This is a genomic window from Hamadaea sp. NPDC051192, from assembly GCF_040682475.1.
In the GTDB taxonomy this organism is placed as follows: domain Bacteria; phylum Actinomycetota; class Actinomycetes; order Mycobacteriales; family Micromonosporaceae; genus Hamadaea; species Hamadaea flava.
Window position 1 is genome coordinate 1 of the sequence record NZ_JBFBAZ010000105.1, and the last position, 14,360, is coordinate 14,360.

General features: G+C 71.4%; 12 protein-coding genes. All 12 read right to left on the minus strand.

Going from position 1 to position 14,360, the window contains the following annotated elements; all coding sequences use genetic code 11:
* Positions 1-181: 181 nt before the first annotated feature.
* The gene (locus tag AB0M47_RS31330; RefSeq protein WP_363420401.1) at positions 182-1,072 is read right to left on the minus strand and encodes a ribonuclease Z; all 891 of its coding nucleotides are present in this window, start codon (positions 1,070-1,072) and stop codon (positions 182-184) included.
* A 9-nt stretch (positions 1,073-1,081) separates the two neighbouring features.
* Positions 1,082-2,416 (minus strand): DNA polymerase III subunit beta, encoded by a 1,335-nt coding sequence (locus tag AB0M47_RS31335; protein WP_363420454.1) that lies wholly within the window; start codon positions 2,414-2,416, stop codon positions 1,082-1,084.
* A 322-nt stretch (positions 2,417-2,738) separates the two neighbouring features.
* On the minus strand, positions 2,739-3,515 hold the full coding sequence (locus tag AB0M47_RS31340; protein ID WP_363420404.1) for a 5'/3'-nucleotidase SurE: 777 nt from the start codon (positions 3,513-3,515) through the stop codon (positions 2,739-2,741).
* A complete protein-coding gene (locus AB0M47_RS31345; RefSeq protein WP_363420406.1) occupies positions 3,512-4,510 on the minus strand; it encodes a PfkB family carbohydrate kinase in 999 nt (332 codons plus the stop codon). Before AB0M47_RS31345 ends, AB0M47_RS31340 begins: the two co-directional genes overlap by 4 nt.
* A gap of 120 nt (positions 4,511-4,630) precedes the next feature.
* Positions 4,631-5,740 (minus strand): Xaa-Pro peptidase family protein, encoded by a 1,110-nt coding sequence (locus AB0M47_RS31350; protein WP_363420408.1) that lies wholly within the window; start codon positions 5,738-5,740, stop codon positions 4,631-4,633.
* Between the two features lie 37 nt (positions 5,741-5,777).
* Complete coding sequence (locus AB0M47_RS31355) at positions 5,778-6,368, minus strand: hypothetical protein (protein WP_363420410.1); 591 nt, start codon at positions 6,366-6,368, stop codon at positions 5,778-5,780.
* Positions 6,369-6,482: 114 nt separating this feature from the next.
* Complete coding sequence (locus AB0M47_RS31360; protein WP_363420412.1) at positions 6,483-8,027, minus strand: serine/threonine-protein kinase; 1,545 nt, start codon at positions 8,025-8,027, stop codon at positions 6,483-6,485.
* A gap of 70 nt (positions 8,028-8,097) precedes the next feature.
* Positions 8,098-8,727 (minus strand): class F sortase, encoded by a 630-nt coding sequence (locus AB0M47_RS31365; protein ID WP_363420413.1) that lies wholly within the window; start codon positions 8,725-8,727, stop codon positions 8,098-8,100.
* Positions 8,724-9,587, minus strand: coding sequence for a DUF4397 domain-containing protein (locus AB0M47_RS31370; RefSeq protein WP_363420416.1), 864 nt, complete (start codon positions 9,585-9,587; stop codon positions 8,724-8,726). Before AB0M47_RS31370 ends, AB0M47_RS31365 begins: the two co-directional genes overlap by 4 nt.
* Positions 9,588-9,768: 181 nt before the next feature.
* Positions 9,769-11,670, minus strand: a complete 1,902-nt coding sequence (locus tag AB0M47_RS31375) for an ABC transporter ATP-binding protein (protein WP_363420455.1) — start codon at positions 11,668-11,670, stop codon at positions 9,769-9,771.
* Between the two features lie 125 nt (positions 11,671-11,795).
* Positions 11,796-13,532, minus strand: coding sequence for an ABC transporter ATP-binding protein (locus AB0M47_RS31380; RefSeq protein WP_363420457.1), 1,737 nt, complete (start codon positions 13,530-13,532; stop codon positions 11,796-11,798).
* Entirely contained in the window at positions 13,532-14,299 is a 768-nt protein-coding gene (locus AB0M47_RS31385) for a TetR/AcrR family transcriptional regulator (RefSeq protein WP_363420418.1), read from the minus strand. Before AB0M47_RS31385 ends, AB0M47_RS31380 begins: the two co-directional genes overlap by 1 nt.
* Between the last annotated feature and the right edge of the window lie 61 nt (positions 14,300-14,360).

Genomic DNA, 14,360 nt, shown 5'->3' on the forward strand with positions numbered 1-14,360 from the left:
CTGGCCGCCTTGGGCGCTGGCCGCCTTGGGCGCTGGCCGCCTTGGGCGCTGGCCGCCTTGGGCGCTGGCCGCCTTGGGCGCTGGCCGCCTTGGGCGCTGGCCGCCTTGGGCATTGGATCAGGGTTCTGGGTCGAATCATGGGCCATGATTCGACCCTGATCCGTGATCTGGTGGGTACGAGTCAGCGGCGGGGCGGGAGCGGGATGCGCATCAGGTCCTCCGCGACGACGATTTCGCCCGAGAATGCCTGCGCGGCCTCCTCGGCGAAGGCACGCGGCTCGGTGTAGCGCTGCGAGAAGTGCGTGAGGACGAGTTTCCGCACGCCCGCCTCGGCCGCGATCCAGCCGGCCTGAGCTGCCGTCAGATGACCTGAGATCGCCGCCAACTCGGTCTCGGTGCTCAGGAAGGTCGCCTCGATGACGAGCAGGTCGGCGTCGGCAGCCAGCTCGACGGCGGCCGGGCAGAGCCCGGTGTCCATCACGAACGCCACGATCTGGCCGGGGCGTACCTCGCTGACCTGGTCGAGCAGCGGGCCGCCGTCGCGCTGCAACCGGCCGATCGCCGCGCCGTAGATCCCCGCCGCAGCCAACCGGTCCGGCAGCATCCGCCGCCCGTCCGGCTCGACCAGCCGGTAGCCGAAGGAGTCGACGGAATGGTGCAGACGCTGGGCGTACAGGGAGCCGAAGGGCAGCGTCCCGATGAGCCCGTCGGCCTCGATCGGAGCCGCCTCGACCGGGGCGTGGTCGACGAACGAGCTGGCGTGCCGCAACCGCTCGAAGTACGCCGCCCCGGTCGCCGGGAAGTGCACCGGCACCGGATGCTCGACGCCGTCCAGTGACAGCCGCTGGATGACTCCGGGCAGCCCCAGACAGTGATCCCCGTGGAAGTGGGTGAGGCAAATCCGGTCGACCGCCGAGGCAGGCATCCCGGCGAGCAGCATCTGCCGTTGCGCGCCCTCACCCGGGTCGAACAGCACACCGTACTCGTCGAACCGCAGCAGGTACGCATTGTGGCTGCGCTGGCGGGTCGGCACCTGGCTGGCGGTGCCGAGGACGATCAGCTCACGGGTCACGTGAGCAGACTACGGAGACTTGCGCAGCGGTACGACGAGATATCGCAGCTCAGTGCGGTGAGTGTCGGTTCCTACACGGTGGCCGGTGGTGTCGCCGGCGGCGGTGCTGCGGGCGGCAGTGCCGTCGGCGGTTCCGCTGCGGGCGGCAGTGCCGTCGGCGGTTCCGCTGCGGGCGGCAGTGCCGTCGGTGCCGGCGCCTTGGGCGGCAGTCCCCTCGGTGCCGGCGCTTTGGGCGGCGGCGCCGACGTCGGTGCCGGGGCTGCGGACGGCGGCGCTTTCGGTGGTGCCGTGGGCGGCGGCAGTGATGCTGGTGGGTTGGATGCCGGTCTGGAATCGCAGCACCACCCGGTCGTCGCCGAACGCACGCAGCGAGTCCAGGAGGTATCGGCCCTGGTAGGAGGCGGTCGTCGAGCCGGTGGTCTCCGCCTTGACCTCCTCCCGGGAGTCACCCGCGCCATCATCCGAACCGCGGACCACAACCACGCCGTCGGCCGCCTCCAGCGTCACCGTCCCGATCGGACCGGCGAACGGCATCGCCCGCTCGACCGCCGCCCGGAGCAGGTCGGCATCCACGTCCACCACGCACTCCGGGCGTACGCTCAGCATCCGCTCGAGCTGCGCGTCCGGGTATGGCAACGCGAGCGACGACACCACGACGCCGCCCTCGGCCCAGGACAGCCCGAGCCGGTCGGCGTCGGCGAGCACGGTCACCTCCGCCGTCTCCGGCTTGGCGAGCATCCGGGCCGCCTCGGCGAGGATGCCCGCCGGGATCAGGACGTCCACCGGCCCCTCGCCGGACCACGGCACCGACGCCACGGCCAGCCGGAACCGGTCCGTGGCGGCGAGCCGGAGCCGATCGGCGTCCGACCGGACGCGTACGCCGCTGAACAGGGGCAGACCGTCGCGGGACGCGGCACCGGCGACCGCCGCGACGGCCGCCATGAAGGCCCCGGCCGGCGCCCGCCCCGCCACCGGCGGCGGCTCCGGTGCGGGACCGAGCGCAGCCGGATCGAGCAGCGGCAACGCGAATCGGGCCGAGCCGGTCCGGATCGCCAGCCGCGACCCCTCCACGCGTACGCGGACCTCCGGCGCGTCGAGCGAGGCGAGCGTGGCGGCCAGTGCCCGGCGGCCCACCGCGACGACACCGTCGGTGTTCACGGTCGCGGGGACATCGCCCCAGACCCCCGCCTCCTCACCGGACGCACTCAGTCGCAGCTGCCGCCCGGCGACGGCCACCCGTACGCCGCCCGCCCGGGCCGCTCTCGGCGGCAACAGCCGGTCGGCGCGCGCGGCGGCCCGGGCGAACGGTGCGGTCGCCACGGTGAACTCCACAGTCGACTCCATGATCACGAGCGGCAGCCTATTCCGGAGGTCCGACACTTCCCCCGCCATCGCTCGTCCGCACCCTGCAGGCGCGTTGATCATGGAGTTTGCACCCTCGACACGCCGCCGAGACCACAGTTAACTCCATGATCAACGCGACGGTCACGCGGCGGACGCGGCGAGCGCGGCGAGCGCGGCGGACGCGGCGAGCGCGGCGAGCGCGGCGGACGCGGCGGACGCGGCGAGCGCGGCGAGCGCGGCGGACGCGGCGGACGCGGCGGACGCGATGGGCGCGATGGGCGCGGCGGACGCGATGGGCGCGATGGGCGCGATGGGCGCGGCGTTAGCGGGCGAGGGCGGCCGGGAGGGCGGGCAGGGCGAGCTTGATCGGCGCCTCCTGCAACGGACGGACCGGCGTGATCGTGGCGTACCCCTGTGCCAGCAGGTCCAGGTCCGTGCCGACCTTGGGCAGCTCCGCCGTCTCCTCCAGGGTGGTCCACACCGCCCCGGCGGTGATTTCGGCGAGGCCGATCTGCACCTGTCCGAAGCCGCCGAACGGGGCCTGCCGCACCCCGGCGATCTCGGGCGCGTCCGGGACGTTGAGGTTCAGCACGACCGAGCCGGGCACCTGGTCGAGCAGCGGCAGCAGCTCGACGGCCAGCCGCCCGGCGGTCGACCAGTGCAGTTCACCGTCGACCTTGCCGTGCGGGACGTCGAGCGACACCGCCATCGCGCGGATGCCCCCGATCGCGGCGGTGAACGCGGCCCCGACGGTGCCGGAGTGCAGGACGGCGTTGCCGCAGTTCGCGCCGCGGTTGATGCCGGAGACCAGTAGGTCGGGCGGCTCGCCGAAGGCGCCCCGCGTGGCGATCATCGCGATGAACCCGGGGGTCGCCGCGACGGCGTACGCGCACACGTCGGGCAGGCCGGGCAGGTCGCGCTCCTCGGCGACGATCCGGCCGCCCTCCTCGGTCGCCGTGATCCCGGCGCTGCTACCGCTGCGTTCCCGCGTCGGCGCGGCGACCACCACGTCCAGGCCGGCGGCATGCAGGCTGGCCGCGAGCTGATGCAGTCCAGGAGCGTCGATGCCGTCGTCGTTGGTCACCACCACTCTGGTCATTGCGGGCCTCCCAGCTGCATGCGGTGCGCCAGTTCGTCCGGGGTGGCGTGCCCGTCCATGGGCGGCATCGGCTCTCCGTCGTACGCCCGCAACGACACCCGCTCGACCAGGCGCTCGACGGCGTCGGCCCGGCCGGTGCCGAGTCCGTGCCGGGTCACGTTGAGCGCTCCGGCGGCCGCGCCGAGGCGTACGGCGGAGGGCAGGTCACCACCCTGGGCCAGCACGGTCGCGATTCCGGCCGTCATGGAGTCCCCGGCGCCGTGGTGGTCGGCGGGTTCCAGCTCGGGCATGCGTACCTCGACGATCGCGTCTTCGGGATCGGGCAGCAACGCGAGCGCAGGCTTCTCGGCACGCGTGGCGACCACGGCCGTCGCGCCCCGATCGCGGAGCCGCCGCATCGCCGCGATGAGGTCGACGGTCCGCTCGGTCGAGGCCCGGCCGTCGCGGACCAGTTCCTCGTGGGAGACCTTGGCGAGGGTGAGCCCGCCTTCCAGGACGGCGTCCAGGTACGCCCCGGACAGGTCGGCTACCACGGTCCCGCCGTTGCGCCGCAGGTCACCGGCCAGCCGCCGGTAGACGTCGGGCGGCAGCACCTGGGTCTCGGCCATCCCGCTGAGCACGCTGACCCGAGATCGCAGCCCCTCGGTGAGGGTGAGCCCGTACAGCTCGTCCTGCTCGTGCCGGCCCAGCGACTCGCCGGGCATCACGGCGACCTCCTGCCGTTGCCCGCCGCGCCGGTCGTGCACGTACGCCCCACTCCGGGACTGGGTCTCGACGACGCGGGTCTCGATGCCCTCGACCTCGATGAGATTGGCGAGCACCCGGCCGGCCTCGCCGCCCAGCGCGGTGCAGAACACCACCTGCGCCCCGAGCGAGGCGATCATCCGGGCCTGCCAGACACCCTGCCCGCCCGCATGGAGGTGGATCTCGTCGGAGCCGCCCCGGCCGGGCCGCTCGACGGTCACCGTCAGCTGCGGCGCCGGGGCGAAGACCATGACACGCACCGCCGTTTCCTACCCGTCGCCGATCACGGGGAAACGGAGTCGATCACGATGCTGTGGACACGCCACGCCGGTCGATCACGACCGTTGGTTCATGATCGCGCACAAAACGGGCTAGCCGACGATGGCCAGGTCGCGGGTGGTGAGGTTGAAGCGTTCGCCGCCGGACTCGGTGACCGTGACGATGTCCTCGATCCGGACCCCGAACCGCCCTTTGAGGTAGATACCGGGCTCGATCGAGAAGCACATCCCGGGCACGAGGGTCTGCCGCTCGCCTTCGACGAGGTAGGGCGGTTCGTGCCCGCTCATGCCGATGCCGTGCCCGGTGCGGTGGACGAACTGCTCGCCGTAGCCCGCCTCGGTGATGATGCGGCGGGCGACCCGGTCGATCTCCTCGCACGGCACACCCGGGGCGACGGCGTCGAAGGCGGCCTGCTGCGCGACCCGCACGACGTCGTAGACGTCCAGCTCCTCGGCGGTCGCCTCGCCGACGTGCACGGTGCGGCTGATGTCGGAGCCGTAGCCGTCGCGCAGGCCGCCGAAGTCGAGCACCACCATGTCGCCGTCCTCGATGACCCGCTCGCCCGCGTGGTGGTGCGGGTTCGCGCCGTTCGGCCCGGAGCAGACCAGCGCGAAGTCCACGCGCTCGTGGCCGAAGTCGCGCAACAGCCGGGTCAGGTCCGCGGCCACGTCCAGCTCGCGCCGTCCGGCGAAGGCCATCGTCAGGATCGCCTCGAACGCGCGGTCCGCGGCTTCGCCCGCGCCCCGCAGCCGGTCCAGCTCCGCGGTGCCCTTCACGGCCCGGAGCATGGGCAAGACCTCGGTCATCGACTTGTACGCGATGTGCGGCGCGGTCCGCTGGAGTCCCAGGACGTGCATGGCCCAGGCGGAGTCGGAGATGGCGTACGCCGAGGCGTGGAGGACTTCCGCCGCGATCGAGTAGGGATCGACCCCGTCGGGCCAGTCCACGAGACGGAGGTGGGTCGCGCCGGGGCACTTCTCCGCGTCGCCCCGTTCGAGCCGGGGCACCACCAGGACGGGTTCTCGATCGGCCGCTACCACGAGCAAGGTAAGCCGTTCCGTCGTGGGCGGCTCATACCCGCACAGGTACGCCAGGTCCGGGCCGGGTGTGATCAGCAGCCCGTCCTGCCCCGCACCGGCTGCCGCGCGGGCGACCCGGGTCAGACGGTCGGCGTACTCGTCGCTGGTGAACGGCGTGGCCATGGCGCTCTCCCGGCTGCGTCGGCGGACGCCAGCGGGCTCAGCAGGCGCCGAAACCGTCCGTGTAGAGCCGCTGGACGTAGTCAGCGTAGCCCGCGATCTCCTTCTGCACGGTCGTCCCGTCGTGAAGGAACAGGTACGCCGAGTCGCCCTGCTGGACCATGATCCCCGGGTACGCGTGGCTGCCCGCCGGCGGCGTCAGCTCGACCTCGCCCGAGTACGCCTGCCGCACGGCGTCCACCGAGCTGCCTTCGCTGATGCCCTCCGGCGTACGCACCGGGGCGTGCGCCCACAGCAACACCAGCCGGTCCTCGTCGAAGACGGGGTCGCCCCCGGTCAGATCGCCGAACCGCATCACGCAGGCGCCGGGCGGCTTGGTCAGCCCGTGCTCGGCGGTCAGGTCGGCCACGGTGTCGCCGAACTTCACGTCGGCGATTCCGCTGAAGGTCACGACGTCCGGACCGGACGCTGCTGGCGCGTTGTCGGCAACCGCATCGAAGGCCCGGTCGGCCGAGGTGGCGCGGGCCGCACCCTCGCCGCGGAGCACCCAGGCTCCGGCGAGCACCGTCGCCGCCAGGCAACCGACGACGATCATGGCGGCGATGGCCGCCGTGCGGTGCGTCCCCCGCATAGTGCACCCCCCGTGCTCAACCGGTGACCCAAGGTAACAGGACTGGGGATCGAGCCGGGGAGGTCTGGTGATAGCTGCGAGAAAGCGGCCGTGAAGTCCGGATTGCGGCCGGATTCAGTTCTGCTCGCCGGGCGAGGGCGGTCGCTGCCCGGACCCCGGCGGCGGGCGGAAGCTCGCCCGGACGACGTCGTAGAGCGACCGGTTCGGCGAGAAGTCGGCCTCGTCGGTGGCCCAGTAGACGACCAGGTCGGCCTGGGGATGGCTGACGACGAGCGCGGCGGCGTGCCGTTTGCCGCCGCCCGAGTCGAAGGTGAACTCCCACTCGGCGGCGGGCAGCGACATCGACAGCGGCTTGAGATGGACGAGCTGGTAGCCAGGCCACGCACCCGAGTCGACCAACCGGCGTTCCTCGGCACGGGCGCCCTCGACGGGATCCATCGTCGACGGCCGGATCGGGTCGACGGCCAGCACCCGGCCGCCGCGCGGGTCGGCGAAGCACGCCGTCGACCCCACCGACCAGGCGCGCCACCCGATCGGTACGCCCACCCCGAAGCTGCCGGGCCGGAAGTACCAGGTGAAGCCGTTCACGAGTTCGGGCGTACCGGGCGGGCCGGGGCGGTCGGTGGGCACCGGATGCGCGTCGGCCGGGGCCGCCTGTTCGCACGCCGCCACGCCGGCCTGGATCGCGGCCGACAGCTGCGACGGGTCGGTCATGTCGCCGCCGGAGCCACCGGTCCGGGCGGCCGCGACGGCTGCGCCGCTACCGGCCGCGATCGCCGCGACCAGCACCGCGGCGAGGATCAGCCGCAGCCGGCGACGGCGGCGTCCCTCGACATCGGTCGACTGCCCGTTGGCCGCGCGCACCAGCAGGCGCTCCACCTCATGCGAGGACATCCGGGTCTTCGGATCCCGCCGCAGCAGCCCCTCGATCACCGGCTTGAGCGATCCGGCCTGCAGCAGCGGATCCGGCTCCTGCGTGGCCAGCGCCGTGAGCGTCTCGACGACGCTGGGCCGGGCATAGGGCGTACGCCCCTCGACCGCGGCGTAGAGGGTCGCGCCGAGCGACCACAGATCGGATTCCACACTGGACAGCCCGAGCCGGGCGCGTTCGGGCGCCAGATACTGCGGAGTCGCGATCAGGCCGGGTCGGGTGATCGCGCCGTCGGTGTCCAGGGTGGCCAGGCCGAAGTCGGTCAGGACGACTCGGCCGTCGTCGCCGATGAGCACGTTGTGCGGTTTGACGTCGCGATGCAGCACGCCCGCCCCGTGCGCCGCCTGCAACGCCGCGAGCACGGCCAGGCCGACCTCGGCGGCGATCTGCGGCGGCAGCGGGCCGTCCTCCTCCAGCACCTTCTGCAGAGATCGCGACGGCACGTACTCCATCACGATCCAGGGCCACTTCTCCGAGTGCAGGACGTCATAGATCTTGACGACGTTCGGATGGTTCAGCCGAGCCGCCGCCCGCGCCTCGCGCAGGGTCAGCTCCCGCAACTGCCCACGCTCGGACTTCGTCAGCCAGGCGGGCGGGACCACTTCCTTGATCGCCACCTGGCGATGAAGCACCTCGTCATGGGCCAGCCAGACCCGGCCCATGCCGCCCTTGCCGACCGGTTCGAGCAACTGATACCGGCCGGCGATCGGCGCCGCAGTCTCGGTCATGCGATCACCGACCTGCGGGCGGCGCTCGCATGACGACGACTGTGCCTGCCGATGACCCGCCCGCGGCTGCTCATACCGTCTTCACCGCCGAGACCACGATGTTGTCCGCATAGGACCGCACGGCCCGGTCGAAGTCCCCACCGCAGGTGATCAGGCGCAGCTGCGCGTCCGGGGTCGGACCGTACACCTCCGCCGTCGGGAAGGCGCTCTTGGCGTACTCGTGGACGGCGGTCACCGCGAAGCTCACCCAGGATCCCCCACGTCGCACCTCGACCCGGTCGCCCGGCCGCAGCCGGTCCAGGCGATAGAAGACCGCTTTGCCGTGGATCGAGTCCACATGCCCGGCGATCACCGCCGGACCTGGCTCACCCGGGACGGTGCCTTCGGCGTACCAGCCGGCCATGCCGAAGGAGCTCGGCGCCGTCAGTCGCCCGCGGACATCGAGGTGCAGCGTGGCGAGGGCGCTGTCGACGCCGATGGCGGCGATCCGCAAGCGGGTCGGCGGCAGCGGCGCGGCCGTCGGCGAGACGTCCGGCGTGGGCACCCCGGCCAGCCACGCGGCGGCCGGCGACGGGCGGGCGTCCACCCACAGCAGGCTCATCGCGCCGCTCAGCGCGCCGACCGCGACGAGCGCGAGCAGTACCGCGCCGACCGGTCCCGACGCCCGATGGCGCCGGATCGCGGGCCCCGGCGCGCTCACCACACCTGAGCCCGCCGACTAGCCCGGGAGGCTCTCGGCCGAGCGGCCAGGAGTCTGGTCAGTCGCCACATCGCGCCCGCCGCGACCAGCACCAGCGCACCGGCCGCGGCCATCGGCCAGAGCGGCTTGGGCGCGGTGCCGCCGCCACCGGTCTCGACACCACCCGTTGGTACGCCACCGTCGCGGCTCGCGTCGGTGCGCAGCTCGGCGCGCAAGCCGTTCGGACCGTCCAGGATGAGCATCGAGTAGACGTTGCCGGGCTTGAGCACACAGTCCAGTCCGCTGGGGGCACCGCCGTCGGCGGGCTTGATCACCAGCCGCCAGTCCCCCGGTTTGACCTGCTGGTACGCGGTGGCGGTGGCGAACGCGACGTTCTCGGCGACCGGAGTGCCGTCCGGCAGCGCCACCGCCAGGAGCGGGACCTGGACCGAGGCTTGGATGACACGGACCTTGGCCTGGCCGTTCGACGGCAGCGTGAGGTCGTCGGCGAGCACACGCAGGCCGAGATCGGCGTAGCGGCCGACTCCGGCCACTGTGTACGCCTGCCCGGCCGCGACGCTGACCTGCGTCGTGAGGACGGGTGCCTGCGACTTCGGCGCGCCGGAGGGTCGCATCGCGACGGTGTAGCCGCCGGCCGGGAGAGCCAGATAGTCCGACATCACGCCGTAACCGACGCCTGGGAAGATCTGCTCCTTGATCGCGCCGGTCTGCGAGGACAGGTACACGTCGACCGCCGGAGTGTCCGGCGACAGGTGCGCGAGACGCACATAGCCGTGGCCGGCGGCGTACGCCGGGGCGGCGGGCGCGGTCCCGGCGATGAGCAGCGCGACGACGGCCAGCCCCACAGCGCGTGACAGCACGATGCCTCCCCTCGACACGGTGAGAGTGCCCCGTGACGGTGATCCTCACCATTGCCCGTTTGGCCGAGCTGTGCCGCCTTTCTCCCCGCCAGTGTCGCTCGCCCGCAGGCCGGAACGTGGGACCGGCCGCGGTCCCAGGGGTCCGCGGCCGGTCGGTTAGGCGACAGTCCTCAGTTCGCCGTCAGTCCACCTCGGCCAGCGCCTGGGCGAACTGCGCCTGGTAGAGCCGGGCGTACGCGCCGTTCTTGGCGATGAGCTCGGCGTGCGCGCCCTGCTCGACGATCCGGCCGTTCTCCATCACGAGGATGGTGTCGGCGTCGCGGATCGTGGAGAGCCGGTGCGCGATGACGAAGCTCGTGCGGCCCGCCCGCAGGCTGCTCATCGCCCGCTGGATCAGCACCTCCGTGCGCGTGTCGACCGAGCTGGTCGCCTCGTCGAGGATGAGGATGGTCGGCTCGGCGAGGAACGCGCGGGCGATCGTGATCAGCTGCTTCTCGCCCATGCTGATGTTGCCGCCCTCCTCGTCGATCACGGTGTCGTAACCGTCGGGGAGCGTCCGGATGAAGCGGTCGGCGTGCGCGATCTCGGCCGCCGCGATGATCTGCTCGCGCGTGGGATTGTCCGCCCCGTACGCGATGTTCTCCGCGATCGTTCCGCCGAACAGCCAGGTGTCCTGCAACACCATGCCGGTCTGCTCGCGCAGCTCGTCGCGGGACATCTCGGCGATGTCGACGCCGTCCAGCGTGATCCGGCCCTTGGACACGTCGTAGAACCGCATCAGCAGGTTGACCAGAGTGGTCTTGCCGGCTCCGGTCGGCCCGACGATCGCCACGGTGTGTCCGGGCTCGACGGCCAGCGACAGGCCCTCGATCAGCGGCCGGTCCGGCTTGTAGCTGAACGAGACGTCCTCGAAGGCCACCCGGCCCCGGACCTCGGCCGGGCGCGCGGGATGCTGCGGCTCGGGCGACTGCTCGTCGGCGTCGAGCAACTGGAACACGCGCTCGGCCGAGGCCACGCCGGACTGGAGCAGGTTGGCCATGCTGGCGACCTGCGTCAGCGGCTGGCTGAACTGCCGGGAGTACTGGATGAACGCCTGCACGTCGCCCAGCGACATCGCCCCCGAGGCCACCCGCAACCCGCCGACCACCGCGACCAGCACGTAGTTCACGTTGCCGAGGAAGAACAGCGCGGGCTGGATCATGCCGGAGATGAACTGCGCCTTGAAGCTGGACGCGTACAGGGCCTCGTTGTGGTCGGCGAAGGTGCGCGAGGCCTCCTTCTGCCGCCCGAACACCTTCACCAGCGAGTGGCCGGTGAACATCTCCTCGATGTGCCCGTTGAGCTTGCCCGTGGTGGACCACTGCCGGATGAACTGCGGCTGGGACCGCTTGCCGATCCGGGCCGTCACGAAGATCGACAGCGGCACGGTGATCAGCGCGATCACCGCGAGCAGCGGCGAGATCCAGAACATCATCCCCAGTACGCCGACGATCGTCAGCAGCGAGGTGACCAGGATGCTCAGCGTCTGCTGAAGGGTCTGGGCGATGTTGTCGGTGTCGTTGGTCGCCCGGCTGAGCACCTCGCCCCGGGGCTGGTTGTCGAAGTAGCTCAACGGCAGCCGGGACAGCTTCAGCTCGACCTGCTCCCGCAGCCGGTAGATGGTCCGCTGGACGACCACCGTGGTCAGCCGGCCCTGGATCACGCCGAACAGCCAGGCCACCACGTAGATGCCGAGCACCCACAGCACGATCGTGCCGAGCTTGTCGAAGTCGATCGTCTGGCCCGGGGTGAAGTCCATCGCGGACAGCATCTCGGCGAGCCGGGTCTGACCGGCCGCCTGCATCTGCCCGACGACCTGCTCCTTGGTCAGGCCCGGCTGGTTGAACTGCTGGCCCATGACCCCGGCGAAGATGATGTCGGTCGCGTTGCCGAGGATCTTCGGCCCGAGCACCGACAGGAACACGCTCACGATGCCGAAGCCCATCAGGGCGGCGACGATGAACCGCTCCGGGCTCAGCATCTTCAGCAGCCGCTTGAGCGAGCCCTTGAAGTCCAGCGGCTTCTCCGCCGGGGCGCCCATCATCCGGCCCGGGCCGAACCCGGGACCGCCGCCTTGCGGACGGCGTACCGGGGCAGCCGGTTGCTCGTCGGACGCTGCTGGTTGTCCCTGCGCCGCGGCCGGCTTGCCGTTCGGGGATTCACTGCTGGTCACGCGACGGCCTCCTGCTCGGTGAGCTGCGACAGCACGATCTCCCGGTAGGTCGGGTTGCCGTCCATGAGTTCGGTGTGGGTGCCCTCGCCGACGACCTCGCCCTCGTCGAGAACGAGGATGCGGTCGGCGTCCCGGATCGTGCTGACCCGCTGGGCGACGATGACGACGGTCGCGTCGGAGACCTCGGACCGCAGCGCCGACCGCAGCCGGGCGTCGGTGGCGTAGTCCAATGCGGAGAAGGAGTCGTCGAACAGGTAGATCTCGGGCCGCAACACCAGCGCGCGAGCGATCGCGAGCCGCTGCCGCTGACCGCCGGAGACGTTCGAGCCGCCCTGGGCGATCGGCGCTTCGAGCCCTTCCGGCAACTCACTGACGAAGTCCTTGGCCTGAGCGACTTCCAGCGCCTGCCACAGCTGCTCGTCGGTCGCGTCCGGGTTGCCGTAACGCAGGTTCGACGCGATCGTCCCGGAGAACAGGTACGGCTTCTGCGGCACGTACCCGACGAGCGTCGCGAGCAGCGCCGGATCGATATGGCGTACGTCGACGCCGTCGACCAGGACTTCGCCGCCCGTCACGTCGAACAGCCGGGGCACGAGGTTGAGCAGCGTCGACTTGCCGGCGCCCGTCGACCCGATGACGGCGGTGGTCTGCCCGCGCTGGGCGGTCAGGTCGATCCGCCGCAGCACCGGCTCCTCCGCGCCCGGGTAGCGGAACTCCACCTGCCGCAGGTCGAGCCGGCCGTCCCGGCTCACCTCGGTGACCGGCTCGCTCGGCGGGACGACGCTGGACTCGGTGTCCAGCACGTCCTCGATACGCTCGGCGCAGACCTCGGCGCGCGGGATCATCATGAACATGAAGGTCGCCATCATGACCGACATCAGGATCTGCATCAGGTAGCTCAGGAACGCGGTCAGCGCGCCGATCTCCATGTCGCCGCCGGCGATGCGGTGCCCGCCGAACCACAGCACCGCGACGCTGGAGACGTTCACGACGAGCATGACCGTGGGGAACGCGGTCGCCATCAGCTTGCCGACCGCCAGCGAGACGTCGGTCAGCTGCTGGTTGGCGTCGCCGAACCGGGCGTGCTCGCGCTCGTCGCGCACGAAGGCCCGGATCACGCGGATGCCGGTGATCTGCTCGCGGACGACCCTGTTCACCTTGTCGATCCGCTCCTGCACCAGCCGGAACAGCGGGCGCATCCGCACGACCAGGAACGCCACGATGGCGAACAGGATCGGGACGATGACCAGGAGCAACGAGGAGAGCGGGACGTCCTGCCGCAGGGCCAGGATCACGCCGCCGACCATCATGATCGGCGCGGCCACCATGAGGGTGAAGGTCAGCAGGACCAGCATCTGGACCTGCTGGACGTCGTTGGTGGTCCGGGTGATCAGCGACGGCGCCCCGAACTTGCCGACCTCCCGCAGCGAGAAGGACTCGACGCGGTCGAACAGTGCGCCGCGGATGTCCCGGCCGACCGCCATCGCGGTCCGCGCGCCGAAGTAGACCGCTCCGATCGAGCAGGCGATCTGGATCAGAGTGACGCCCAGCATCACCCCGCCGATCTTGACGATGTACCCGGTGTCGCCGGTGACCACGCCGTCGTCGATGATGTCGGCGTTGAGGGTGGGCAGGTAGAGCGTCGCCAAGGTGGAGACGAATTGCAGCAGCACCACCAGGGTTATGTCCCCCCGGTATGGCCGCAAGTGCTTGCGCAACAGGCGGATGAGCATCATTCTCCCGATCGGTTCGCTGAGTCGTTCGCAGTGTCGTTCTTGGTGCGATGCTTGGTGGCGTCGGCCGGGCCGAGGTCGTGAAGTTCGGCCTCCCAGCCGTCGAGCAGCATCCCGGCGATGTCCGGCGCTCGGTCCTTGCTCTGATCGCGGACCAGCAGGCCGTCGAGGAGCAGGCTGACGATCTGGTCGGCGTCGAGCGGCTGGAAGTCGTGCGGGGTGGCCTGGCCGAGCAGCCCCTGCTGCCCCATCGCGAAGACCAGGCTCACCAGCATGTGCGAGGCGGTCTCGGTGGGGACCCGCAGCCGAAGCTGGTCAGGCTCGATCACGTTCGCGACGGCGCGGAAGGTGCGCTCGCGCATCTCCTTCATCTTGGCGAACATCTCGCCCGCGTCGTCCTCGCCCTTGGCCGTGGTGCGGATGAGCCCGATGAGCTTGCCGCTCTCGCGCATACCCCGGACCAGGATGTGGGCGGTGTCCACCAGCCGGCCCCGGAGGTCCAGTTCCGGGTCGATGGCCGACAGCGCCCGCTCCAGCGGAGCGGGATCGAAGACGCTCATGATCGCCGCCCGGATGAGCGACGGCTTGTCGGGAAAGACCCCGAAGAGGGTGCCTTCGGCGACGCCGGCGGCCTCCGCGATCTGCTTCGTGGTGACGAGCACCCCGTGCTCCTTGAGCAGCGGGATCGTCGCGGCGATGATCGCGGCTCGGCGGTCGTCCGGGGCCATCGCGGGCACTCGGCGCCGTCGGTTCGGCTCGGTCTTCACGGGGCCGAGCTTACTGAGTGAGCGCTCGCTCATTCAAGCTCGGCTCACGGCGTTTCGCCCA

Excerpts from the sequence above, each read along its gene's own strand:
- AB0M47_RS31335 (WP_363420454.1), bottom strand. The coding sequence starts at position 2,416 with ATGGAGTCGACTGTGGAGTTCACCGTGGCGACCGCACCGTTCGCCCGG.
- AB0M47_RS31340 (WP_363420404.1), bottom strand. The coding sequence starts at position 3,515 with ATGACCAGAGTGGTGGTGACCAACGACGACGGCATCGACGCTCCTGGA.
- AB0M47_RS31345 (WP_363420406.1), bottom strand. The coding sequence starts at position 4,510 with ATGGTCTTCGCCCCGGCGCCGCAGCTGACGGTGACCGTCGAGCGGCCC.
- AB0M47_RS31350 (WP_363420408.1), bottom strand. The coding sequence starts at position 5,740 with ATGGCCACGCCGTTCACCAGCGACGAGTACGCCGACCGTCTGACCCGG.
- AB0M47_RS31355 (WP_363420410.1), bottom strand. The coding sequence starts at position 6,368 with ATGCGGGGGACGCACCGCACGGCGGCCATCGCCGCCATGATCGTCGTC.
- AB0M47_RS31360 (WP_363420412.1), bottom strand. The coding sequence starts at position 8,027 with ATGACCGAGACTGCGGCGCCGATCGCCGGCCGGTATCAGTTGCTCGAA.
- AB0M47_RS31375 (WP_363420455.1), bottom strand. The coding sequence starts at position 11,670 with ATGATGGGCGCCCCGGCGGAGAAGCCGCTGGACTTCAAGGGCTCGCTC.
- AB0M47_RS31380 (WP_363420457.1), bottom strand. The coding sequence starts at position 13,532 with ATGCTCATCCGCCTGTTGCGCAAGCACTTGCGGCCATACCGGGGGGAC.